This is a genomic window from Phenylobacterium sp. SCN 70-31 (assembly GCF_001724605.1).
Lineage (GTDB): Bacteria > Pseudomonadota > Alphaproteobacteria > Caulobacterales > Caulobacteraceae > Phenylobacterium.
Genome location: NZ_MEEX01000001.1, coordinates 15,236 through 36,839, shown reverse-complemented (window position 1 = coordinate 36,839; position 21,604 = coordinate 15,236). Strand labels below are relative to the sequence as shown.

Annotated in this window: 24 protein-coding genes; 9 read left to right on the top strand and 15 right to left on the bottom strand. The window is 72.1% G+C overall.

The genetic code is table 11. The annotated features are described in order from the left end of the window. Positions 1-39: 39 nt before the first annotated feature. Genes ABS78_RS00200 through uraH form a run of 5 tightly spaced genes read right to left on the bottom strand, consistent with a single transcriptional unit; the run spans position 40 to position 6,285 of the window. Positions 40-1,233 carry a urate hydroxylase PuuD gene (locus tag ABS78_RS00200; protein WP_293373667.1) on the bottom strand — a complete coding sequence of 398 codons (1,194 nt, stop codon included), beginning with the start codon at positions 1,231-1,233 and terminating at the stop codon, positions 40-42. Beyond that, entirely contained in the window at positions 1,230-2,192 is a 963-nt protein-coding gene (gene xdhC, locus ABS78_RS00195) for a xanthine dehydrogenase accessory protein XdhC (protein WP_293373665.1), read from the bottom strand. The genes ABS78_RS00200 and xdhC overlap by 4 nt, the downstream gene beginning before the upstream one ends. Beyond that, a complete protein-coding gene (xdhB, locus tag ABS78_RS00190; RefSeq protein ID WP_293373663.1) occupies positions 2,189-4,492 on the bottom strand; it encodes a xanthine dehydrogenase molybdopterin binding subunit in 2,304 nt (767 codons plus the stop codon). The genes xdhC and xdhB overlap by 4 nt, the downstream gene beginning before the upstream one ends. Next, on the bottom strand, positions 4,489-5,943 hold the full coding sequence (xdhA, locus tag ABS78_RS00185; protein WP_293373661.1) for a xanthine dehydrogenase small subunit: 1,455 nt from the start codon (positions 5,941-5,943) through the stop codon (positions 4,489-4,491). The genes xdhB and xdhA overlap by 4 nt, the downstream gene beginning before the upstream one ends. Continuing rightward, entirely contained in the window at positions 5,944-6,285 is a 342-nt protein-coding gene (uraH, locus tag ABS78_RS00180) for a hydroxyisourate hydrolase (protein ID WP_293373659.1), read from the bottom strand. It abuts the gene before it with no gap. 111 nt (positions 6,286-6,396) lie between these two features. On the opposite strand from uraH, the gene puuE reads away from it, so the two are divergent. The 5 genes from puuE to ABS78_RS00155 are packed head-to-tail and all read left to right on the top strand — an operon-like array spanning position 6,397 to position 9,330. Next, positions 6,397-7,308 (top strand): allantoinase PuuE, encoded by a 912-nt coding sequence (puuE, locus tag ABS78_RS00175; protein WP_293373657.1) that lies wholly within the window; start codon positions 6,397-6,399, stop codon positions 7,306-7,308. A gap of 48 nt (positions 7,309-7,356) precedes the next feature. Beyond that, positions 7,357-7,845 (top strand): 2-oxo-4-hydroxy-4-carboxy-5-ureidoimidazoline decarboxylase, encoded by a 489-nt coding sequence (uraD, locus tag ABS78_RS00170; RefSeq protein ID WP_293373655.1) that lies wholly within the window; start codon positions 7,357-7,359, stop codon positions 7,843-7,845. A 2-nt stretch (positions 7,846-7,847) separates the two neighbouring features. Continuing rightward, positions 7,848-8,837: an allantoicase gene (gene alc / locus ABS78_RS00165; protein WP_293373653.1), complete on the top strand. Its 990-nt coding sequence runs from the start codon at positions 7,848-7,850 to the stop codon at positions 8,835-8,837. Between the two features lie 35 nt (positions 8,838-8,872). Further along, the gene (locus ABS78_RS00160; RefSeq protein WP_293373651.1) at positions 8,873-9,070 is read left to right on the top strand and encodes a CopG family transcriptional regulator; all 198 of its coding nucleotides are present in this window, start codon (positions 8,873-8,875) and stop codon (positions 9,068-9,070) included. Beyond that, the gene (locus ABS78_RS00155) at positions 9,058-9,330 is read left to right on the top strand and encodes a type II toxin-antitoxin system RelE/ParE family toxin (RefSeq protein WP_293373649.1); all 273 of its coding nucleotides are present in this window, start codon (positions 9,058-9,060) and stop codon (positions 9,328-9,330) included. The genes ABS78_RS00160 and ABS78_RS00155 overlap by 13 nt, the downstream gene beginning before the upstream one ends. Here ABS78_RS00155 and ureG read toward each other — a convergent pair. From ureG to ABS78_RS00115, 8 genes are all read right to left on the bottom strand, one after another. Continuing rightward, positions 9,327-9,968 (bottom strand): urease accessory protein UreG, encoded by a 642-nt coding sequence (ureG, locus tag ABS78_RS00150; protein ID WP_293373647.1) that lies wholly within the window; start codon positions 9,966-9,968, stop codon positions 9,327-9,329. The genes ABS78_RS00155 and ureG overlap by 4 nt on opposite strands. Next, a complete protein-coding gene (locus tag ABS78_RS00145; protein ID WP_293373645.1) occupies positions 9,965-10,621 on the bottom strand; it encodes an urease accessory protein UreF in 657 nt (218 codons plus the stop codon). The genes ureG and ABS78_RS00145 overlap by 4 nt, the downstream gene beginning before the upstream one ends. Continuing rightward, on the bottom strand, positions 10,611-11,072 hold the full coding sequence (locus ABS78_RS00140; RefSeq protein ID WP_293373644.1) for an urease accessory protein UreE: 462 nt from the start codon (positions 11,070-11,072) through the stop codon (positions 10,611-10,613). The genes ABS78_RS00145 and ABS78_RS00140 overlap by 11 nt, the downstream gene beginning before the upstream one ends. A gap of 68 nt (positions 11,073-11,140) precedes the next feature. Next, positions 11,141-12,850: an urease subunit alpha gene (gene ureC, locus ABS78_RS00135; RefSeq protein ID WP_293373642.1), complete on the bottom strand. Its 1,710-nt coding sequence runs from the start codon at positions 12,848-12,850 to the stop codon at positions 11,141-11,143. After that, positions 12,850-13,155 carry an urease subunit beta gene (locus ABS78_RS00130; RefSeq protein WP_363082363.1) on the bottom strand — a complete coding sequence of 102 codons (306 nt, stop codon included), beginning with the start codon at positions 13,153-13,155 and terminating at the stop codon, positions 12,850-12,852. Before ABS78_RS00130 ends, ureC begins: the two co-directional genes overlap by 1 nt. A 10-nt stretch (positions 13,156-13,165) precedes the next feature. Continuing rightward, complete coding sequence (locus tag ABS78_RS00125) at positions 13,166-13,528, bottom strand: hypothetical protein (RefSeq protein WP_293373640.1); 363 nt, start codon at positions 13,526-13,528, stop codon at positions 13,166-13,168. Between the two features lie 11 nt (positions 13,529-13,539). Continuing rightward, on the bottom strand, positions 13,540-13,842 hold the full coding sequence (locus ABS78_RS00120) for an urease subunit gamma (RefSeq protein ID WP_293373638.1): 303 nt from the start codon (positions 13,840-13,842) through the stop codon (positions 13,540-13,542). After that, on the bottom strand, positions 13,842-14,675 hold the full coding sequence (locus ABS78_RS00115) for an urease accessory protein UreD (protein ID WP_293373636.1): 834 nt from the start codon (positions 14,673-14,675) through the stop codon (positions 13,842-13,844). The genes ABS78_RS00120 and ABS78_RS00115 overlap by 1 nt, the downstream gene beginning before the upstream one ends. Before the next feature lie 282 nt (positions 14,676-14,957). On the opposite strand from ABS78_RS00115, the gene ABS78_RS00110 reads away from it, so the two are divergent. From ABS78_RS00110 to upp, 3 genes are read left to right on the top strand one after another with little or no spacing between them, the layout of a single operon-like run. Beyond that, positions 14,958-16,214, top strand: coding sequence for a GTP cyclohydrolase II (locus tag ABS78_RS00110; protein WP_293373634.1), 1,257 nt, complete (start codon positions 14,958-14,960; stop codon positions 16,212-16,214). Between the two features lie 4 nt (positions 16,215-16,218). Beyond that, positions 16,219-17,379 carry a DUF1688 family protein gene (locus ABS78_RS00105; RefSeq protein WP_293373632.1) on the top strand — a complete coding sequence of 387 codons (1,161 nt, stop codon included), beginning with the start codon at positions 16,219-16,221 and terminating at the stop codon, positions 17,377-17,379. Positions 17,380-17,390: 11 nt separating this feature from the next. Continuing rightward, entirely contained in the window at positions 17,391-18,020 is a 630-nt protein-coding gene (upp, locus tag ABS78_RS00100; protein WP_293373630.1) for a uracil phosphoribosyltransferase, read from the top strand. Positions 18,021-18,240: 220 nt separating this feature from the next. On the opposite strand, the gene ABS78_RS00095 is transcribed toward upp, so the two are convergent. Next, positions 18,241-19,410, bottom strand: a complete 1,170-nt coding sequence (locus tag ABS78_RS00095) for a CoA transferase (RefSeq protein WP_293373629.1) — start codon at positions 19,408-19,410, stop codon at positions 18,241-18,243. A gap of 137 nt (positions 19,411-19,547) precedes the next feature. On the opposite strand from ABS78_RS00095, the gene ABS78_RS00090 reads away from it, so the two are divergent. After that, a complete protein-coding gene (locus ABS78_RS00090) occupies positions 19,548-20,807 on the top strand; it encodes a TetR/AcrR family transcriptional regulator (RefSeq protein ID WP_293373627.1) in 1,260 nt (419 codons plus the stop codon). A 314-nt stretch (positions 20,808-21,121) separates the two neighbouring features. Here the strand turns inward: ABS78_RS00090 and ABS78_RS00085 are convergent, their stop codons facing one another. Then, positions 21,122-21,601 (bottom strand): helix-turn-helix transcriptional regulator, encoded by a 480-nt coding sequence (locus tag ABS78_RS00085; RefSeq protein ID WP_293373625.1) that lies wholly within the window; start codon positions 21,599-21,601, stop codon positions 21,122-21,124. Positions 21,602-21,604: the final 3 nt, after the last annotated feature.

The window sequence follows — 21,604 nt, the reverse complement described above, 5'->3', positions numbered from 1 at the left end:
CGCGGTGGAGGGGGCGCGGGTCTCCCGCGCGGCGATCGCTCATCCGCCCACCCTCGCGCCGGCCTTGATCCAGGCGCCGAGCTGCGCCCGCTCGTCGTCGGTCATGCCGGTCTCGTTCCCCTGGGGCATGGATTTCGTCGCCACCGCCCGGGCGTAGATGCGCTCGGCGTGCTTCGCCAGGCCCTCGTCGGTGTCGAAGGCCGCGCCGTTGGGGGCGACCGGCACGCCGCGATGCGTGGGATGCGCGGCGTGGCAGGCGATGCAGTGCCGGTCCACGATGGTCCGCACGGTGGCGAAGTCGGGGACCACGTCGGTTGTCGGCGGCTTGGGCCGCGCGCTGGCGTTCAGGACGGCGACGGTGACGAACGCCAGCGCGCCGGCGGCCAGCACCTGCGGCTCGAACCGGCCCGCGTTCTTCAGGTTGAAGAAGTGCCGGATCGTCCAGCCCACGATCCCCAGGCCCGCCAGCCAAAGCCAGTTCAGGGGCGCGGCGTGGATCATCGGGTAGTGGTTGCTGATCATGATGAACAGCACCGGCAGGGTCATGTAGTTGTTGTGGACGCTGCGCTGCTTGGCCTGCTTGCCGTACTTCGGGTCGGGCGCCTGGCCCGCCAACACCTGGGCCACCACCTTCCGCTGGTTCGGGATGATGATCATGAAGACGTTGGCCGCCATCACCGTCCCGATGATCGCGCCCACGTGCATGAAGGCGCCCATATCCGAGAACACGCGCGTCAGCCCGTAGCCGGCGGCGGTCAGCAGGCCGAACCACACCGCCGAGAACAGCTTCAGGTTCCGGCCGACTGGCGAGCGGCAGAGGCCGTCGTAGACCAGCCAGCCCGTCACAAGGCTGCCCAGGCCCAGGGCGATGGCCTGCCAGGTCGCCAGGTCGGCCCGGGTGCGGTCGATCAGGTTGAGGTCGGCGCCCACGTAGAAGATCAGGGCCAGCAGCAGGAAGCCCGACATCCACGTCGTGTAGGCCTCCCATTTGAACCAGTGCAGCTCCTCGGGCATGTCGGCCGGCGCGACCATGAACTTCGTCTGGTGGTAGAAGCCGCCCGAGTGGACGCTCCACAGCTCGCCGGCCACGCCGTCCCCGCGGGAAACCTTCGGCGCCTTCAGATGGCTGTCCAACCACATGAAGTAGAAGGAAGATCCGATCCAGGCGATGCCGGCCACGACATGCAGCCAGCGCAGCGCGAGGTTCGCCCAGGCCTGGAGTTCCGCCATCATCCGCCATCATCCTGAGCGAGGCCATCGTCCTGGACGATCTGGAGAAGCTGGGCGGCCAGGGCCACGGCGATCACGGCCGGCGCCTTGCTCTTCAGTTGCGGCGCGCCCAGCGGGCAGGCCAGCCGCGCGAGGTCGGCGTCCCCGAAGCCGTCGGCGCGCAGGCGCCGCTCGAACCGGACCCGCTTCGTGGCCGACCCGATGAGGCCCAGGTAGGCGAAGTCCCCGCGGCCCAGGATCGCCCGGGTCAGGCGATAGTCCAGGTCGTGGCTGTGGGTGAAGATCGCGAACAGCGTCCCGGCCGGCGCCGTCAGCGCGGCGTCTTCCAGCTCGTCCTCGGACAGGATCTCCGCCCGCGTGCCGCCCGCCTCGGGGCGCAGGTCCTCGCGGCTGGCCAGCCAGTCGAGATGGAAGGGCAGGGGGGCGAACGCGCGGGCCACCGCCTGGCCGACATGGCCGGCGCCGAAGATCGCCAGCCGGGGCACGGCGGGACGGATCGTTTCGCTCATGCTGCGCACCTCGGCCAGCGGCGTGCGCGGGCCGTCCGAAGGCGCCCCGACAGCCTCGACGGCGCGGCGCAGGGCGCCGTCCTCGAACCGGGCGGCCAGGGCGAACGGCGCCGTCCGGCCGGCCGCGGCCTCCAGCCAGGGCAGGCTCTCGTCATCGATCCGCTCCACCAGCAGGCGGACGTGGCCACCGCAGCACTGGCCCAGCAGGGGGCCCAGGGGATAGTCCTGCAAGGCGTGCCGCCGCGCCGCCTGCGCCAGCAGCCGCCGGGCCTGGTCCAGCCCCTGGCGCTCCAGCGACCCGCCGCCGATGGTGCCCGTGAACCGGTCGGGCCACACCAGCATTCGCGCGCCCGGCTCACGCGGGGTCGATCCCTGGACGCCCACGATGGAGACCATCGCCAGCGCGTCCCCGCGCCGGGCGGCGGCCAGGGCCTGGGTGATCCATTCCGTCATCCCGCCGCCCGCCTCCGCACGTCGGCCACGGCCGCCAGGATGCGTTCGGGCGTGGCCGGAGCGTCCAGGTCGGGCAGGACGCGATGGCCCCCCACGGCGGCGACGGCGTCGGTCAGCGCCGAGAACACCGAGATGGCCAGCATCAGCGGCGGCTCGCCCACCGCCTTCGAGCGGTGGACGGTGTCCTCGCGGTTCTCGCCCCGGTCCCAGATGGCGATGTTGAACACCGGCGGCCGGTCGCCCGCCGTCGGGATCTTGTAGGTGGACGGCGCATGCGTCGTCAGTCGGCCTTCGCCGTCGAAGACCAGCTCCTCGGTGGTCAGCCAGCCCATGCCCTGGACGAAGCCGCCTTCGATCTGGCCCAGGTCGATGGCCGGGTTCAGCGAGCGTCCGACGTCGTGCAGGATGTCCGTGCGCAGCACCCGGTTCTCGCCGGTCAGGGTGTCCACCGCCACTTCGGAACACGCCGCGCCATAGGCGTAGTAGTAGAAGGGCCGTCCGGTGTGGGTCGCCCGGTCGTAGTGGATGTCGGGCGTGCGGTAGAAGCCCGCCGCCGACAGCGAGATGCGCGCCATCCAGGCCCGGTTCACGAAGTCGCGGAAGCTCAGTCGCTCGGGCCCTACCTGCACGCCGTCCGGCGTGAAGACGGGCGCATGGCCGAACGCCTCGCGGGCCCACGCCGCCAGTCGCGCCTTGATCTGTTCGCAGGCGTCCAGCGCCGCCATGCCGTTGAGGTCGCTGCCCGACGAGGCGGCCGTGGCCGAGGTGTTGGGCACCTTGTCGGTGCGCGTCGAGGTGATCCGCACGCTGCCGAGCGGGACCTGGAAGGCGTCGGCCGCCACCTGGGCCACCTTGATGTTGAGTCCCTGGCCCATCTCGGTCCCGCCGTGGTTCAGGTGGATCGAGCCGTCGGTGTAGACGTGGACCAGGGCGCCGGCCTGGTTCAGGTGGGTGGTGGTGAACGAGATGCCGAACTTCACCGGGGTCAGCGCCAGGCCGCGCTTGAGGTGGCCGTCACCGGCGTTCCATCGCCGCACCGCCGCGCGCCGGGCGCGGTAGTCGCAGGCCTCGGCCAGTTCGGTCATCAGCTCGTGCGCCACGGCGTCGGTCACGCGCTGACCATAGGGCGTGAGGTCGCCCGCGACGCCGTAGAGGTTGGTCAGCCGCACATCCAGCGGGTCGAGGCCCAGGTCCAGGGCGACGGCGTCCAGGGCGCGCTCGATCCCCATCATCCCCTGCGGCCCGCCGAAGCCCCGGAACGCGGTGTTCGACACCGTGTGGGTCCGTGCCCGGTGCGAGACGATCTCGGCCGCCGGCAGCGCATAGGCGTTGTCGGAGTGGAACATGGCCCGGTCGTTGATCGCGTGGCTCAGGTCGGCCGAGAAGCCGCAGCGCGACGCCATCTCGAACGCCGCGCCCCGTAGGCGGCCCTCGGCGTCGTAGCCCAGGCGCCAGTCGGTGACGAAGTCGTGCCGCTTGCCGGTCATGGCCATGTCGTCGTCGCGGTCCAGCCGGATCTTGGCCGGGCGGCGGGTGAGGCGCGCGGCCAGCGCCGCCATGGCCGCCCACTGCACCGACTGGGTCTCCTTGCCGCCGAAGCCGCCGCCCATGCGCCGCACCTCGACCGTCACCGCCGCATCGGGACAGCCCAGCACGCGGGCCAGGATGTGCTGGGTCTCGGTCGGGTGCTGGGTGGACGTCCAGACGTGCAGGTCCTGGCCCTCGCCGGGGATCACCAGCGCGACCTGGCCCTCGAGGTAGAAGTGCTCCTGCCCGCCGATGCGCAGCCGCCCGGAAAGACGCCGGGGCGCCGCGGCGATGGCGGCGCGGGCGTCGCCCAGCCGCAGGGTCTGGGTGGGCTCGATCAGCGATCCCGCGCCCACGGCGGCCTCGGCCTCCAGCAGCGCCGGCAGGTCCTCGTACGCCACCACGGCCAGGGCGGCGGCGGCCCGCGCCTTGGGCAGGCTCTCGGCGGCCACGCAGAACAGCGGCTGGCCGTGGAACATCACCTCGTCCCCGGCGAACAGGGGGTCGTCACCGGCGAAGGGGCTGATGTCGTTCCGCCCCGGAACGTCTGCGGGCGTCAGCACGGCCACGACGCCCGGCGCGGCGCGCACCGCCGACAGGTCCAGGCGGACGATCCGCGCATGCGCCCGGTCGCTGCGGCCCGCCACGAGGTGCAGCAGGCCCGGCGGCTCGGGGATGTCGTCGATGTAGAGCGCCTCGCCGCTCACATGGCGCGGCGCGCTGTCGTGGCCGATGGCGGCATGGACCGCACGGGTTCGCGTCACCGTCCTCACGCCGAAACGGCCTCCAGGTCCTGGAGGCGTCGGCCGCCCGCGCTCTCCAGCACGGCGCGGAGGATCAGGTTGCGCGCCGCCTCCAGGCGGTAGGCGGCCGAGGCGCGCATGTCGCCGATGGGGACGAAGTCCCGGGCCAGGGCGTCCAGGGCGGGCGCCACGCCGGCCTCGGTCCACGGCCGGCCGGCCAGCGCCGCCTCGAAGGCGGCGGCGCGTTTCGGGGTGGCCGCCAGGCCGCCGAAGGCTGCGCGGGCGTCCGTGACCCGGCCCTCCGCCACGCCGATCGAAAGGCCCAGGCAGACCGCCGAGATGTCCTGGTCGAACCGCTTCGACAGCTTGGCGATATGGAAGATGCGTTCGGCGGCGAGCTTGCGCACGATCACCGCCTCCACGAACTCGCCCGGCCCTCGGTCCTGCTTCCCATAGGCCAGGAAGAAATCCTCCAGCGGCATCTCCCGCCGCGTCTCGCCCCGTCTGAGCACCAGGGTCGCGCCGGCTGCGATCAGGGCCGGGGGCATGTCGCCGATGGGCGAGCCGTTGGCGATGTTGCCGCAGACCGTGCCCAGGTTGCGCACCTGCCGGCCGCCCAGCCGCCGCAACAGGTCGCCGAACGCCGGATGCAGTCCCGCCAGCGCGGGCTCGGCGTCGGCGTAGCGCACGCCGGCCCCGATCCGCACGGCGTCGCCGAGGTCGAGGGTCCGGGCGAGGTCTGCAGCGTCGTTCAGCGAGACCGTCGTCTTCAGCGTCCGGCGCTGCTTTGTCACCCAGAGGCCGACGTCGGTGCCGCCCGCCAGGATCGTGGCCTCGGGGTGGTCGGCCAGAACCGCGGCCAGTTCGTCGGCCGAGCGCGGCGCGAAGAAGCGGCGGCCCCCGTGGTTCAGCGCCAGCATCTCCGCCGGCCGGATCGCCACCAGCGCCTCGGCCAGAGTGTCGTCGTCCGCGTCGTCTCCGGAAGCCCCGACGCCGGGACAAATGTCGAGGCCCGCATCGAGGATAGGCCCGTAGCCCGTGCAGCGGCAGAGGTTGCCCGCCAGAGCGTCCGCCAGTCCCGCCCGGTCCAGGGCCTCGCCGTCGCGCCGGCAGGCGTAGAGGCTCATCACGAAGCCCGGCGTGCAGAAGCCGCACTGGCTCGCGTGGCGGTCCACCATCGCCTGCTGCACGGGGTGCAGCGCGCCTTCCCGGCCCAGGCTCTCGACGGTGAACAGCGCCCGGCCGTCGAGCATAGGGGCGAACAGGATGCAGGCGTTCACCGCCCGTGTCCGCACGCGACCGTCCACGAGTTCGCCCAGCGCCACGGTGCAGGCGCCGCAGTCGCCCTCGGCGCAGCCCTCCTTCGTCCCCGTCCGCCGCAGGTCGTAGCGGAGGAGGTTCAGGACGGTGAGGGTCGGATCGGTGTCGTCGGGCAGCTCCCGCACCTGTCCGTCCAGCAGGAAGCGGATCGGCCGGCCCATCTAGCTGCCCCGATAGGTGGAGTAGCCGTAGGGGCTGACCAGCAGCGGCACGTGATGGTGCGCGCGGGTGTCGGAGATCCCGAAGTCGACGATCACCGTCTCGAGGAAGGCCGGATCGGGAAGCTCGACGCCCAGGTCGCGGAAGTAGTCGCCGACCTCGAACTCCAGGCGGTAGGCGCCGGGCGCGATCGTCGCGGCCGTCAGGAGGGGCTGGTCCGTCCGGCCGTCCAGGTTGGTGACCGCCTGGGTCACCAGTTCGCCCCCGCGCAGCAGTCGCAGGGCGAGGCCCGCGGCCGGGCGGCCGTGCATGGTGTCGAGGACGTGGGTGGTCAGGCCGCTCATGTGGCGTTCCGGTTCACGGCCGTCCAGAATTCGCGCGCGGGCGCGGAATTGCAACTGCGGCGCGGGCTTGCGACGCTGCGTGCCCCTGCCAAGCCCGATATGCGGTCAGCCATGCCCGAGCCCCACTATCCCCGCGACCTCATCGGCTATGGCCCGCGGCCGCCGCACGCCGACTGGCCCGGCGGCGCCCGGATCGCGGTGCAGATCGTGCTGAACTACGAGGAGGGCGGCGAAAACTGCGTGCTCCACGGGGACGCCGGCGCCGAAACCTTCCTGTCCGACATGATCAACCCGCCCGTCACGCCGGGCGCGCGGCACATGAGCATGGAGCAGATCTACGAGTACGGCAGTCGGGCGGGCGTCTGGCGTCTGCTGCGGCTGTTCGAGCGCTACGGCCTGCCGGTGACCGTTTTCGGCGTCGCGATGGCGATGCAGCGCAATCCCGCGGCGGTCGAGGCCTTCCTCCAGGCCGGCCACGAGATCGCCAGCCACGGCTGGCGCTGGATCAGCTACCAGGACATGCCCGAGGCCGAGGAGCGCGAGCACATGGCCCGCGCGATCGAGATCCACACCCGGCTGACGGGGGAGCGGCCCCTGGGCTGGTACACCGGCCGGACCAGCCCCCACACGCGACGCCTCGTCGCCGAGGCGGGCGGCTTCCTCTACGACGCCGACGACTACTCCGACGACCTGCCGTTCTGGACGCGGGCGGCGGACCGGCCGCATCTGATCGTGCCCTACAGCCTGGAGACCAACGACATGCGGTTCTCCGGGACCGGCCTGAACACCGGCGAACAGTTCTTCACCTACCTGCGCGACACGTTCGACGTGCTCTACGCCGAGGGCGCCGACCGGCCGAAGATGATGAGCGTGGGCCTGCACTGCCGCCTGGCCGGACGGCCCGGCAAGATGGCGGGGCTGGAGCGCTTCATCCGCCACGCGCTGGACCACCGGGACGTCTGGTTCTGCCGCCGCATCGACATCGCCCGCCACTGGCGCGCGCGCCACCCCCTCGAGGCCTGAGCCCATGGACGTTATCGACGCCGCCAAAGCCTTCGCCCGGGTCCGGGCGTGACCCGGCCCTCCGCTCTGTCCGAACCCGAGTTCCTCGCCCGGTTCGGCGCGGTCTATGAGGACTCGCCCTGGGTGGCCGCCGGCGTCTGGCCCGATCCGCCCGACGATCTCGACGGCCTCGCCGCGGCGATGGCGGCGGTGGTCGACGCCGCGCCCGTCGAACGCCGGCTGGCCCTCATCCGGGCGCATCCCGAACTGGCCGGGCGCGCGAAGATGGCCGACGCCTCGGTGCGCGAACAGTCCGGCGCCGGCCTCGACCAGTGCAGCCCCGAAGAGTTCGAGGCGTTCCAGAGGCTGAACGCGGCCTACGGCGCCCGCTTCGGATTTCCCTTCATCGTCGCGGTGAAGGGCCTGACCCGCGCCGACATCCTGGCCGCGTTCGAGGCGCGGCTGGCCAACGCCCCCGAGGCCGAGTTCGCCGAGGCGATCGCCCAGATCCACCGCATCGCCCGTTTCCGGCTCGCCGATCTGCTGCGAGGCTCCTGACCATGTTCGACGATCTCCGCCGCCGCTACGTCGATCTCGCCCAGCCGCGCCTGGGGTCCGAGGTCGTCTTCGCCACCGACGACTTCTTCGCCGACAAGGCCCGTCTCATCTCGCCCGCCGAGCCGGTGTTCATCCCCGGCCGGTACGACGACAACGGCAAGTGGATGGACGGCTGGGAGAGCCGCCGCAAGCGCGTCCCGGGTCACGACTGGTGCGTGGTCCGCTTGGGCGTCGCGGGCCTCGTGGCCGGCTTCGAGATCGACACCCGCCACTTCACCGGCAACTACCCGCCGGGCGCGCAGATCGAGGTGTGCCGCTCGGACGAAACCGTCCCCGGCGACGATGCGGGCTGGGTGACGGTGACGCCGCACCTCGACCTGAAGGGGAACGACCGGGTCTACGTCCCCGTCTCGCATGAGGCCGCCGTCACCCACGTGCGCCTGCACATCTTCCCCGACGGCGGCGTGGCGCGCCTGCGGGTCTGGGGGCGCGTCCAGCCCGATTTCTCGACGGTCGGCGAGGGCGAGATGATCGACCTGCTGGCGATGGCCTGGGGCGGGCGCGGGATCGTCGCCAACGACGAGCATTTCGGCCGGGTCGAGAACCTCACCGCGCCCGGCCGCGGCGTCGACATGGGCGACGGCTGGGAGACGCGCCGCCGGCGCGAGCCGGGCCACGACTGGGCGGTTCTGGAGCTGGGGACGTTCGGCCGGATCGCCGAGGTCGTCGTCGACACCGCTCACTTCAAGGGCAACTACCCCGACCGCTGCGCCCTCCAGGCCAGCGCCCGCGCCCACGGAACGCCCGAGGAGATCGCCGCCCAGGCGGAATCGTGGCCCGTGCTGCTGCCCGAAACGAAACTCCAGGCCGACCACGTCCACACTTTCCGGAGCGAACTCGCCGATCTCGGGCCGGTCCGTTTCGTCCGCCTCAACATTCATCCCGACGGCGGCGTCAGCCGGCTGCGCGTGATGGGGACCGTGGCGCGATAGTTCACTTTGTGTTCCGGACGTGGTAGCCTCGCGCCATGAGCAAGCCCGGCCCCGGTTTCGAAGAGCAGCCCAGCGTGTTCGACGTGGCGGACGCCGAGGCGGACGAAGCGTCGGCGCTGCGAGGCCAGGCCGACTTCGCCGCGGGCCGCGTGATCAGTCACGAGGCGATGAAGCGCTGGCTGTTGTCGTGGGGCGCATCCGATGAACTGCCGCCCCCGAAATGCGGCGAGTAGTCTGGTCGGTCGAAGCCCAGGTCAATCTCGACGCGATCCGGGCCTATATCGGCTACTTCAACCCCGCCGCCGCCCGGCGGGTGGCGGTTCGACTCGTCGCGGCCGCTGAGAGCTTGGCCGAATTTCCGGATCGGGGCCGTCCCGTACGGCACGGCCATCGCGAACTCGTCGCCGTGGCGCCCTATCTGATCCGCTACTTCGTAGCCGGCGACGATGTCGTCATCGCGACCGTCCGCCATGGAGCTCGAAGCCCTCTCTAAGCCGCCCGCGCCGCCGGCAGTCCCCCGGCCCTCGTCAGGAAGTCGATCACCTCGTCCAGTCCCGACAGCCGGGTCAGGTCGGTGAAGACGTAAGGCCGCTCGCCACGGGCCGACTTCGCGTCGCGGTCCATGACCGCCAGGTCCGCGCCCACGTGAGGGGCGAGGTCGGTCTTGTTGATGATCAGGAGGTCCGAGCGGGTGATCGCCGGCCCGCCCTTGCGGGGGATCTTCTCCCCCTGGCAGACGCTGACGACATAGAGCGTGAGGTCGGCGAGGTCGGGGCTGAAGGTGGCCGCCAGGTTGTCGCCGCCGCTCTCGATGAAGATCGCGTCCAGGTCCGGGAAGCGCCGGTTCATCTCGGCGATCGCCGCCAGGTTCAGCGAGGCGTCCTCGCGGATGGCGGTATGCGGGCAGCCGCCGGTCTCGACGCCCAGGATGCGGTCCTCCGGCAAGGCCTGGAGCCGGGCCAGGATCAGGGCGTCCTCCTGGGTGTAGATGTCGTTGGTCACCACGGCCACGGACCAGCGCTCGCGCATGGCCTTGCACAGCTTCTCGACCAGGGTGGTCTTGCCCGAGCCGACCGGGCCGCCAACCCCGATACGCAGGGGGCCGTTCCTGGAGGCGTGGCGCAGGCTCATGATCCGAACAGCCTCCCCTCCAGGGTCTCGTGGCGCAGCGAGGCGATGTCCGAGACGATCGCGGCCTGTCCCAGGTCGTCCAGGCTGGACTCCGCCGCCAGGGTCGCCGTTCGCAGGATCACCGGCTCCAGCGCGGCGATCACGGCCACCGCGTCCGACTGGCCCAGGGGCACGGCGCGCACCGCCACGCTGACCAGGTTCGCCGCGAAGGCGTGCAGCCAGGCGGTGAGCGCGGGCCGGAGCGGGATGCCGGCCGCCCCGGCGGCGGCCCCGACCGCGACGGCGTAGGGCGCGCGCAGGATCGGGGGCGGGCGCCAGGCGGCGACGGCGGTCAGGAACGCCTCGCCCTGGGCCATGGCCTCGCGGCGGCGCTCGGCCGAGGGCGCCAGCGCCTCGCCCAGTTCGGCCACCTCGTCGAGGGCGGCATAGTCCTCGGCGGTGACGGCCGTCCAGGCGGCGCGGGCCAGGACCGCGTCGGTCCAGCCTGACCCGTGCTCGATCAGCAGCGCGATCCAGCCGGTGAGCGTGCGGGCGTCGGTCACCTTGCCCTCGCGGATCGCGGTCTCCAGGCCGTGGGAGTAGCCGAACGCCCCGACGGGGAACGCCGGCGACAGCCAGGTGAGCAGCTTCAGCAGCCGGCCTTCATTGGGCATGGTCGTGCATCCCGTGCGCGTGGTCGTGATAGGCGCCGCCTTCGGGATCGAAGGGCGCTTCCACCTCAAGCACCCGCGCGCCCAGATGTTCCAGCATGTGGCCGATCACATGGTCGCGGCGGATCAGGATGCGGTCGCCGTCGATCTGGGCCGTCAGGTGGCGGTTGCCGATGTGCCAGGCCAGGCGGACCAGGTGGGCGGGGGTCTCGCCGCGCACCTCCATCAGGGGCTCGGGGCTGGCCTCCACCCGCACCACGCCGCCGGCGGGCAGCAGCAGGCCGTCGCCGTCGTGCAGGTGCGTCGCCTGGGCGAGGTCCAGCAGGTACGAGGCGCCCGAGACGCCGGTGAGCACGATGCGCCGCCGGTGGCGGCCGTCGTAGTCCAGAACCACCCGGTCGGCGGGATCGCCGGTCCAGGCGCCGGCGGGCAGGATGTCGGTGATGGGCGTCATGTGCATCTTTCCTCCCCTCCCCCGATGGGGGAGGAGGGGCGGTGAAGCGTCGTCGGTGATGGTGGTCATCAGAACAGGAAGTACCTCTGGGCCATGGGCAGGACGTCCGCCGGTTCGCAGGTGAGCAGTTCGCCGTCGGCCCGCACCTCGTAGGTCTCGGGATCGACCTCGATCGCAGGCGTCGCGGCGTTGTGGATCATCGCGGCCTTGCCGATGCCGCCGCGCACGTTCCCGACGGCGATCAGCGCCTTGGCGACGCCCAGTTCGGCGGCCAGCCCGCGCTCGACCGCCAGCTTCGAGGTGAACACCACGGAAGAGGCCGTCCGGCTGCGCCCATAGGCGCCGAACATCGGCCGGTAGTGGACCGGCTGCGGGGTCGGGATCGAGGCGTTCGGGTCGCCCATCGGGGCGGCGGCGATCACCCCGCCCAGCAGCACCAGGTCTGGCTTCACGCCGAAGAAGGCCGGGCTCCACAGCACCAGGTCGGCGCGCTTGCCCGCCTCGACCGACCCCACGTGCGCCGAGAGGCCGTGGGCGATGGCCGGATTGATGGTGACCTTGGCGATGTAGCGCTTCACCCGCGCGTTGTCGGCCGCCCCGTCGCCGGGCAGGGCGCCCCGCTGGACCTTCATCTTGTGCGCCGTCTGCCAGGTGCGGATCAGCACCTCGCCCACCCGGCCCATCGCCTGGCTGTCGGACGAGATGATCGAGAGCGCGCCCAGGTCGTGCAGGATGTCCTCGGCCGCGATCGTCTCGCGCCGGATGCGGCTCTCGGCGAAGGCCACGTCCTCGGGGATCGACGGGTCCAGGTGGTGGCACACCATCAGCATGTCGAGGTGTTCGGCCAGGGTGTTGGTCGTGTACGGCCGCGTCGGGTTGGTGGACGACGGGATCACGTTGGCCAGGCCCGCCACCTTCAGGATGTCGGGCGCGTGCCCGCCGCCGGCGCCCTCGGTGTGGAAGGCGTGGATCGTGCGGCCCTTGAACGCGGCGATGGTGTCCTCGACGAAGCCGCTCTCGTTCAGGGTGTCGGTGTGGATCATCACCTGCACGTCGAGGTCGTCGGCCACCGACAGGCAGCAGTCGATGGCCGCGGGCGTCGTGCCCCAGTCCTCGTGCAGCTTCAGCGCGCAGGCGCCGGCCGCCACCTGCTCCACGAGGGCCTCGGGCAGGCTGGCGTTGCCCTTGCCCGCGAACGCCAGGTTCATCGGAAACGCGTCGGCCGCCTGGATCATCCGCGCCAGGTGCCAGGCGCCGGGCGTGCAGGTGGTGGCGTTGGTGCCGGTGGCCGGCCCCGTGCCGCCGCCCAGCATGGTGGTGACGCCGCTCGTCAGCGCCTCCTCGATCTGCTGGGGGCAGATGAAGTGGATGTGGGCGTCGATGGCGCCGGCGGTCAGGATCTTGCCCTCGCCGGCGATGATCTCGGTGCCGGGGCCTATCACGATGTCGACGCCGGGCTGGATGTCGGGGTTGCCCGCCTTGCCGATGGCGGCGATGCGGCCGTCGCGCAGCGCCACGTCGGCCTTCACGATCCCCCAGTGGTCGACGATCAGGGCGTTGGTGATCACCGTGTCGGCCGCGCCGGCCGCGCGCGTGGCCTGCGACTGGCCCATGCCGTCGCGGATCACCTTGCCGCCGCCGAACTTCACCTCCTCGCCATAGGTGGTGAGGTCGCGCTCCACCTCGACGAACAGCTCGGTGTCGGCCAGCCGCACCCGGTCGCCCGTCGTCGGGCCATAGGTGGCGGCGTAGGCGGCGCGGGTCATCCGGGCGGGCATCAGAGGCTCCCCATCACGTCCTGACGGAACCCGTAGACCGCGCGCGCGCCGGCCAGCGGGACCAGCCCGACCTCCCGCGTCTGGCCGGGCTCGAAACGCACCGCCGTCCCGGCCGGGATATCCAGCCGTTGGCCGCGCGCGGCGGCGCGGTCGAACGCCAGCGCCGGGTTGGTCTCGGCGAAATGGTAGTGGCTGCCCACCTGGATCGGCCGGTCGCCCGTGTTGGCCACGCGCAGCACCGTCACCGGCCGGCCGGCGTTCAGCTCGAGGTCGCCCTCGGCCGGGATGATCTCGCCCGGGATCACGGCCCGACGATCACCGGCCGGCCCGCCGCCGGGCCCAGGTCCAGCCGCCGGCCGCGATCACCGCGACGAGCGCGCCGAACGCCAGCAGGTGGTCGGGCTGCGAGACCAGGTGCCAGGCCTGCTGGGCCAGGGTCAGCTCCTCGTGATGGCCGGGATGGGCGAACGCGAGGCCCGGCGCCGCCGCCAGCGCCAGCCCGCGGACCAGATCCGCCCGCCACCCGATTCCTCCCCCGCGCGCGGGGGAGGGGAACCGCGAAGCGGTGGAGGGGGCGTGTCCTCCCCCGCGCGCGAGGGAGGGGAACCGCGAAGCGGTGGAGGGGGCGGTTCCTCCCCCGCCTGCGATGAAAGGGGCGTTGCGACCGGTTCCGCGCATGGGGGTCTCCGTCAGCGGATGGGATGATGGACGGTCACCAGCTTGGTTCCGTCGGGAAAGGTGGCCTCGACCTGGACGTCGTGGATCATCTCGGCGACGCCCGTCATGACCTGCTCGCGCGCGATCACATGGGCGCCGGCCTCCATCAGGTCGGCCACCGAGCGGCCATCGCGGGCGCCCTCGACCACGAAGTCGGTGATCAGCGCCACGGCCTCGGGATGGTTCAGCTTCACGCCGCGGGCCAGGCGCTTGCGCGCCACCTCGGCCGCCATGGCGACCAGCAGCTTGTCCTTCTCCCGCGGGGTCAGGTTCATCAGAGCCTCCAGACCCGGGGCAGGGGGGCGCCGCCGCGCAGCGCCTCCAGCGCGGGGATCAGCGCCCGGCGCAGCTTGAAGCCGTCGGGCGCCGTCACCCGCGCGAACAGCCGGCCGTCGAAGGCGCTGGCCCCGCCGCCGGGGCCCAGGGCCGCGCGCACCGGCGCCAGGAAGCGACCCGGCTCCTTGCAGACCAGCAGCAGCGAGGCGAAGGCCCGCGCGCCGCCCAGGGCCGCCGGCTGGGCGCCGATCTCGGCGATCGGGCCGCAAAGGCGCAGGTCGTCGGCGAACAGCAGCCGGCCGCCCCGCCGGATCCGCCAGCGGTCGCGCACCTCGCCGTAACGGACGGTCTCGTCCCGCGCCGTGCGGCCCAGCACCACGGCCTCGCAGGCGAGGAGTTCGGCGGTCTCGTCCAGGTCGGCGTCCAGCCGGCGGCGCACGCCGCCGCCGTCGAAGACGATGGCCTCCTGCGGCAGCCAGTCCAGGCGCGCGCCCGGCCCGGCCACGAGGGCGGCCTCGATGTCGGCCGAGCCGTCCCGCGCGCGGTAGACCTTCTCGCAGGCCTGGGTCGTGAGGGTCAGCCGCGCGCCCGCCCCGGCCTCCGCCGACCAGCTCATCCGGTCGCCGCCTGTCACGCCGCCGGCCGTGTTGATCAGCACCGCCTCGGGACCCGGCGCGTCCGCGTCGTCGGGAAGGCGGATCTGCGCGCATCCCTCCTGGTACAGACGCGACAGGCGCGTGCGGCCGTCCTCGGCGCGTACGGAAATCCGGCCGCAGCCACGGGCCCGCTGGAGGGCGGGCAGGTCGGGCAGCGCGGCGGGACCCTGAATCATCGGCACACCCTGCGGTGGTCCTCGGAGGTGTCCAGACAACGCCGCGTGGCGGGGGGCCGTCAACGGCCGGCGCCCAATTTTTGGGCGTCGCTCTCCGGTGTCGGGTCGACGGAGAGTTTCGCCGGTGTCCCCAACGACACGCCTCGAAGACGTCCTCGCCGCCGGCTTCTTGCCAAGCCGCGCGTCTGGGATCAGTGTTCGCTCTCAAAGGCTCTGCGCCGGCGAACCCGGCGGGGGCCTTTTCGATTCTGGGCCTTTCCGACTCTGGAGGTTCGTTCCGTCATGTCCGGCAACAGGACATCCCATATCCGTCTCACGTCCCACCCGGGCGGAGGCGCGCCCAGCCGCTTCCCGATCCGGTGGGACGCCCCCACCGCCCGCGAGCGCGGTCCGGTGGTGGCCACGGTCAACGCGGGCCCGGATCGCAACGCCATCGGCGCCCACGGCGGCGCCTATTCCGTCTATCGCGCCCTGGCGGTCGCCTCGGGAGCGATGGATCCGATGGTGCGGCCCGAACTGATCAACACCCACCCGGTCGTGCCGGTCGGCCCGCATCCGCAGTGGAGCGAGCCCGGCCGGATCGTCTCGCTCGATCCCTGGGGCGCGCGCATCGCCGAGGACTTCGCCCCCGAGATCGCCGAGGGCGTCGACATCCGTCCCACCATCGCCGTCACCAAGGCCCGCATCGACCTGCCCGAGATCCACGAGGCGATCCGCGCCGGCCGGCTGAAGCCCGACGGCGAGGTCCTGCACGACACCGGCGATGTGGCCGTCACCAAGGCCGCCATCGATCCCGTCTGGCATCTGCCCGGTGTCGCCGCCCGGTTCGGCGTCGAGGAGCAGCAGCTCCGCCGCACCCTCTTCGAACAGACCGGCGGCATGTATCCCGAGCTGGTCACCCGCCCCGATCTCTCGGTCTTCCTGCCGCCCATCGGCGGGATCACCCTGTACATCTTCGGCGACGCCGCGAAGCTGGGCGACCGCACGGTCCCGCTCACCTGCCGCGTCCACGACGAGTGCAACGGCTCCGATGTCTTCGGCTCCGACATCTGCACCTGCCGCCCCTATCTCACCCACGGGATCGAGGAGGCGACGCGCCAGGCCCAGGCCGGCGGCACGGGCCTGATCGTCTACAATCGCAAGGAGGGCCGGGCGCTTGGCGAGGTGACCAAGTTCCTCGTCTACAACGCCCGCAAGCGCCAGCCGGGCGGCGACCAGGCGGCCACCTATTTCGAGCGCACCGAATGCGTGGCCGGCGTCCAGGACGCCCGCTTCCAGCAGCTCATGCCCGACGTGATCCACTGGCTGGGCGTCCGCCGGATCGACCGCTTCGTGTCCATGTCCAACATGAAGTACGACGCCCTGGCGGCCGGCGGCGTCGAGATCGGCGAGCGCGTGCCGATCCCGGACGAACTGATCCCGCCCGACGCCAGCGTCGAGATGGAGGCCAAGAAGGCCGCCGGCTACTTCACGCCCGAAGGCGCGCCGTCCGACGACGACCTGAAGCGCGTGGTGGGCCGGGACCTGAAGGATTTCTGAGCCGATGTCCCAAGACCAGGCCCGATCCCTCCTCACCGCGCGGGCGGTGCGGGATCGCGCGCACGAGATGCTGGGGCTGGCCGAGGCGGGCGGCCTCGCCGGATGGCGGCTGGACCTCTCTCGCCTCGACGCCGCCGCCGACCTCACCGCCGAGGTGGTGCGGGCGAACTATCCCGATCTGAAGGTTCCATTCCATGCCCGCTGGCGGCACTTCGCGGCGGGCGGCCGCGACCTGTGGGCCGAGCTGGACAAGCCCCGTGACCGGGCCGACCTGGGCCGCGCGGCGTTCGACCTCGTCATCCCCTCGGTGCTTCTGGACGCGGGGGCCGGAATGGCGTGGCGCTACCGCGACGCCCCCACGGGCGCCGTCCTCGCCCGATCCGAGGGCTTGGGCGTCGCCTCGCTGCGCCTGTTCGAATCCGGCGCCCTGTCGTCGGACCCGGCCCGCCCGCTCCGCACCGACGCCCTGGAGCGGGTGGACGCCGCGATGCTGGCCCGGGCGTTCCAGGTGGCCGACGACAATCCGCTGGTGGGGCTGGAGGGGCGCGCCGAGCTGCTGCGCCGCCTGGGCGCCGCCGTCGGCCGTCCGGCGGTCCTCTTCGACGAGCTGGCGGCGCAGGCGGCGGGCGGGCGTCTGCCCGCGTCGGCTATCCTTGAGACGCTGCTCGCGCGCCTCGGCCCCATCTGGCCCGGCCGCCTCAGCCTGGGCGGGGTGTCGCTCGGCGACTGCTGGACCCATCCCGACGTCGACGGCTACGTGCCGCTGCACAAGCTCAGCCAGTGGATGAGCTACTCCCTGATCGAGCCGCTCCAGTGGGCGGGGATCGAGGTCGTGGAGATCGACGGCCTGACCGGGCTCGCCGAGTACCGCAACGGCGGCCTCTTCGTGGACATGGGCGTGCTCGCCCTGGCCGATCCGGCCGACGCGGCGCGGGCGCATCCGGTGGACGGGCCGCTCGTCGTCGGATGGCGGGCGCTCACCGTCGCCCTGCTCGACCGCATCGCGCCTCGCGTCCGCGAGCGCCTGGGCGTGTCGGCCGACGCCTTCCCCCTGGCCCGCGTGCTGGAAGGCGGGACCTGGGCCGCGGGCCGGCGCATCGCGCGCGAGCGGCGGGCCGACGGCGGGCCGCCCATCGCCGTCCTCAGCGACGGCACGGTTTTCTGAGGGGAGTGCGCATGAAGGGCGTCACGGTCGTCGATCATCCGCTGGTGAAGCACAAGCTCACGCTGATGCGGAAGAAGGAGACCTCCACCAAGAGCTTCCGCCAGCTCCTGCGCGAGATCGGCGTCCTGCTCTGCTACGAGGTCACCCGCGACCTGCCGCTGGAAGACGTGACGATCGAGACCCCCCTCCAGCCGATGGCGGCGCCGCTGCTGGCGGGCAAGAAGCTGGTCTTCGCGCCGGTCCTGCGCTCGGGCATGGGCATGCTGGACGGGATGCTGGAGCTGGTCCCGGCCGCCCGCGTCGCCCACGTCGGCCTGTATCGCGATCCCGCCACGCTCCAGTGCGTGGAGTACTATTTCAAGGCCCCCGCCGACATGGCCGAGCGGACGGTGGTGGTCATCGATCCCATGCTGGCCACGGGCAACACCGCCATCGCCGCCGTCGACCGGCTTCAGGAGGCGGGCGCCCGCGACATCCGCATGGCCTGCCTGCTGGCCTCGCCCGAGGGGCTGTCGAAGTTCCACGGCCATCACGCCGGGGTCCATGTATGGACGGCCGCGGTGGACGAGCGGCTGAACGACCACGGCTACATTCTGCCGGGCCTGGGCGATGCGGGCGACCGCATGTACGGCACCCGCTGACGTCGCGCCGGGAAACGCTTTTGCTGCGGTTTCGGGCGCCGCGGGGCGTCCATGCCGCCATCCTGGGCGATCCTCGGCATAATCCTGTCGCGGAGAGCGTCGTCGTTGCCGCCAACTGATCGTCGGTCAGATTGGGGACGCCCTCTCGGGGCGTTCTCCTTCCTCGAACTTCCGGGCCGCGCGGCTGGTCTGCGCGGCCCTTTTTCGCGCCGCCCGCCCGTCAGAGCACCGCGGCGATCTCGTCGGGCGTCAGGCCCGCGGCCTCCAGCACCTCGCGCGTGTGCTCGCCCAGCTTGGGCGCCGGCCGGTTCACCGGCGGCGCGCCCTCGGGGAAGCGGGCCGGCGAGGCGGGCAGGGGGAACATCCGGCCCCAGCCGTCGTCCACCATCTCGAAACAGCCGGCGTCGTGGGCGAACGGCGCCTGGGCCAGGTCGGCCAGCGTGCCCATCGGCGCCCAGGCCAGGTCCGCGGCGGTCAGGCGCGCGCCCACCTCCTCCAGCGTCATGCCGGCGAACGCCTCGTCGCAGATGGCCCGGATCTCGCGCACGGACTGCTGGTCGGCCACCGGGGGCTCGTAGCGCGGCTCGGCCAGGACCTCGGGCCGGTCCAGGGCGATCATGAGCTGGGTGAAGCAGTCCAGGGTGCGGGGCAGCAACAGCAGCCAGCGCTCGTCCTTGGTGCGGAAGAATCCCGTGATCGGCCCGGGGCGGTCGTCCCGCGGCTGGGCGGTCGTCACCTCGCCATAGCGGAGCTGGATCGCCAGGTCCCAGCTCACCGTATAGGCGCCCGCCCGCAGCAGGCTGCTCTCCACCAGCCGCCCGCGCCCGGTGGTGTGGCGTTCGTGCAGGGCCGCCAGGATGCCCGACACGGTCGCCAGCGCGGTCACATGGTCGCCGAAGCCGGGGCGCGAGGGAAAGGGCTCCTGGTCGGGGGGGATGGTCGCGTGGGCCACGCCCGAGCGCGTCCAGAAGGCGGTCATGTCGAAGGCCGGCGTGTCGGCTTCCGGGCCCACCAGCCCGTATCCCGTGACCGCGCCGTAGATGAGCCTCGGGCATTCGGCCTTGAGCGTCTCGTAATCCAGTCCCGCCCGCTTGAGCGAACCGGGGCGGACGTTGGTGATGAAGATGTCGGCCTGCCGCAGCAGCGCCTTCAGCGCCTCGCGGCCCTCGGGCTTCGAGATGTCGAGCTTCACACCCTTCTTGCCGCGGTTCTCGTTGGTGAAGACCGGGTTCGGGGCCTCGGGCGTGTCGGGATAGTAGACCCGCGTGGCGTCGCCGATAGGGCTCTCCACCTTCACCACGTCGGCGCCCCAGTCGGCCAGCACGGCGGCTGCGCTGGGACCGGCGACCCAGGTGGCCATCTCCACCACCTTCAAACCCTGGAGCAGCATTGTCCGAAACCTCCCGCCGGCGCTGTACTCGCGCCCTGGCCTGCGATCCGTCACCTAACCGAGCCCGTACCGCAGATTCAACAGACGACGCGGCAAGGGCCGTGGAGACCGGCGTCGAAGCGCGCTAAGACGGCCGCATGGGGATGACCGTCGACCAGGGGGATGCGCCCGGCCATCCGAAATCCCGCCGCCAGCCGACGCGGCGGTTCGAGGCCCGGCGCAACGCGATCGTCCGCTCGGCGATCGAGGAAATCAACCGCAAGGGCGTCCGCGGCATGACCCTGGGCGATGTGGCCGCGCGCCTCGATCTCGTGCCCACGGGCGTCATCTACTACTTCCGCAACAAGGAGGAACTGGCGGCCGCCGTCTTCCTCAGCGGCCTGGAGACCTACGAGCAGCTCATCGGACGGGCGACCGGCCAAGAGGGGGCGCAGGACGCTGGCGAGGCCCGGCTTTCGGCCTTCATCGGGGCCTGGTTCGAATACGCCCGCGCGGTGCAGGAGGGTCAGGCCGATCCGCTGCCGGTGTTCAACGACGTCCGGGCCCTGAAGTCCGATCCGGTCAACGACGCCTACATCGGCATGTTCCGGCGGTTCCGCGACCTGCTGCCGGGGACGGGCGTCCTGCCCAGGCATCACCGCAACGCCCGTGCGCACCTGCTGCTCAGCCAGGTGTTCTGGATCATCGCCTGGCAGGGCCAGACCGCGCCTTCGGACTATCCCCGCACCGCCGCGCGGATGTCGGCGATCCTGGCCCGTGGCGTGATCGCCCCGGGCGCGGCCTGGCCCGCGCCCCGGGCGCTGGACCTCGCCGGGCCCGATCCGAACGCGCCTGCCGAGATGTTCCTTCGGGCCGCCACCGGCCTGATCAACGACGAGGGCTACCACGGCGCCTCCGTGGAGCGGATCTCGGCGCGCCTCAACGTCAGTAAGGGCGCCTTCTATCATCACAACGAGACCAAGGACGACCTGGTCCTGGCCTGTTTCGAGCGCACGTTCGAGACCATGTGGCGGACCATCCGCGCGGCCGAGCAGGCGGGCGGTTCGGGGCTGGAGGTGCTGGTCTCCATCGTCGCGGCCCTGGTGCGCCATCAGATGAGCGGCGAGGCGCCGCTGCTGCGCACCTCGGCCCTCACCGCGGCCCCCGAAGGGATGCGGGCGGGGCTGATGCAGAAGTTTCACCAGCTTTCGTACCGGTTCGCGTCGATCCTCTGCGACGGCGTCGCCGACGGCTCGATCGCGCCGGTGGACGTGAACGTGGCCGCCCAGATCGTCTCGTCGGCGGTGAATGCGGCGGCCGACCTCCACTTCTGGACGCCCGGCCTCGCGCCCGACGACGTGATCGCCCACTACGTCCGGCCCATCTTCGAGGGGCTCACGTCGCCGCCGGCGCCCTGAAGCCTGTTTGAGGTGCTCGCGGAAGCCGTCGACGGCCAGGTTCACCGCCGCCTCCCGCTTCTCGCCGTAGACCCCGCAGGGCTTGACCCGGCAGCGTGACCGGCTTCGATGGTCCCTTCACCCGCTGGCCGCCCAGGGCGCCGTGCGGCCAGCCCGATCGAAGACATCCGAAGGCAGGAATCCGGAACGGGGTCGTACGCGCCTCCCGGGCCCGATCCGGGCGGCGGGCGTCGCGGGCCAGTCCAGAGGCGCGGCGCGCGCCATACCAGCCTTTCAAAGTCGGCCGGTGGCTTCACGCAGAGCCGCGGACGGCCTCAGATCTCTTCGGCCACCACGCGGACCAGTTCCACGATCTTGCGGCGGATCGCCGGTTCGCTGATGCGCGGGAAGGTGGCCATCAGTTCGATGCCTTCGGCCGACAGCATGAAGTCCTGGGCCGCATCGCGCTGGGCCGACACAGCCTCCTGGTCGCCCAGGCCGTCGTAGAAATAGGCCACCGGTGTCTTCAGCGCCGCGGCGATCTCCCACAGCTTCGAGGCGCTGACCCGGTTCGCGCCGCGCTCGTACTTCTGCACCTGCTGGAAGGTGATGCCCAGGGCTTCGGCCAGCCGCTCCTGGCTGACGCCCATTTCCTTGCGGCGCATGCGGATGCGCAGGCCCACATGGCGGTCCACGGGGTGCGGGCCATCGCCCCGACCCTCGCCGCGACCCTCGCCCCGACCCTCGCTGTGTCCGGTCTCGGCGGCCGGCTGCGCGGCGATGCCCTTGACCTCTCGTTCCAATGCCTTCGTCATCGC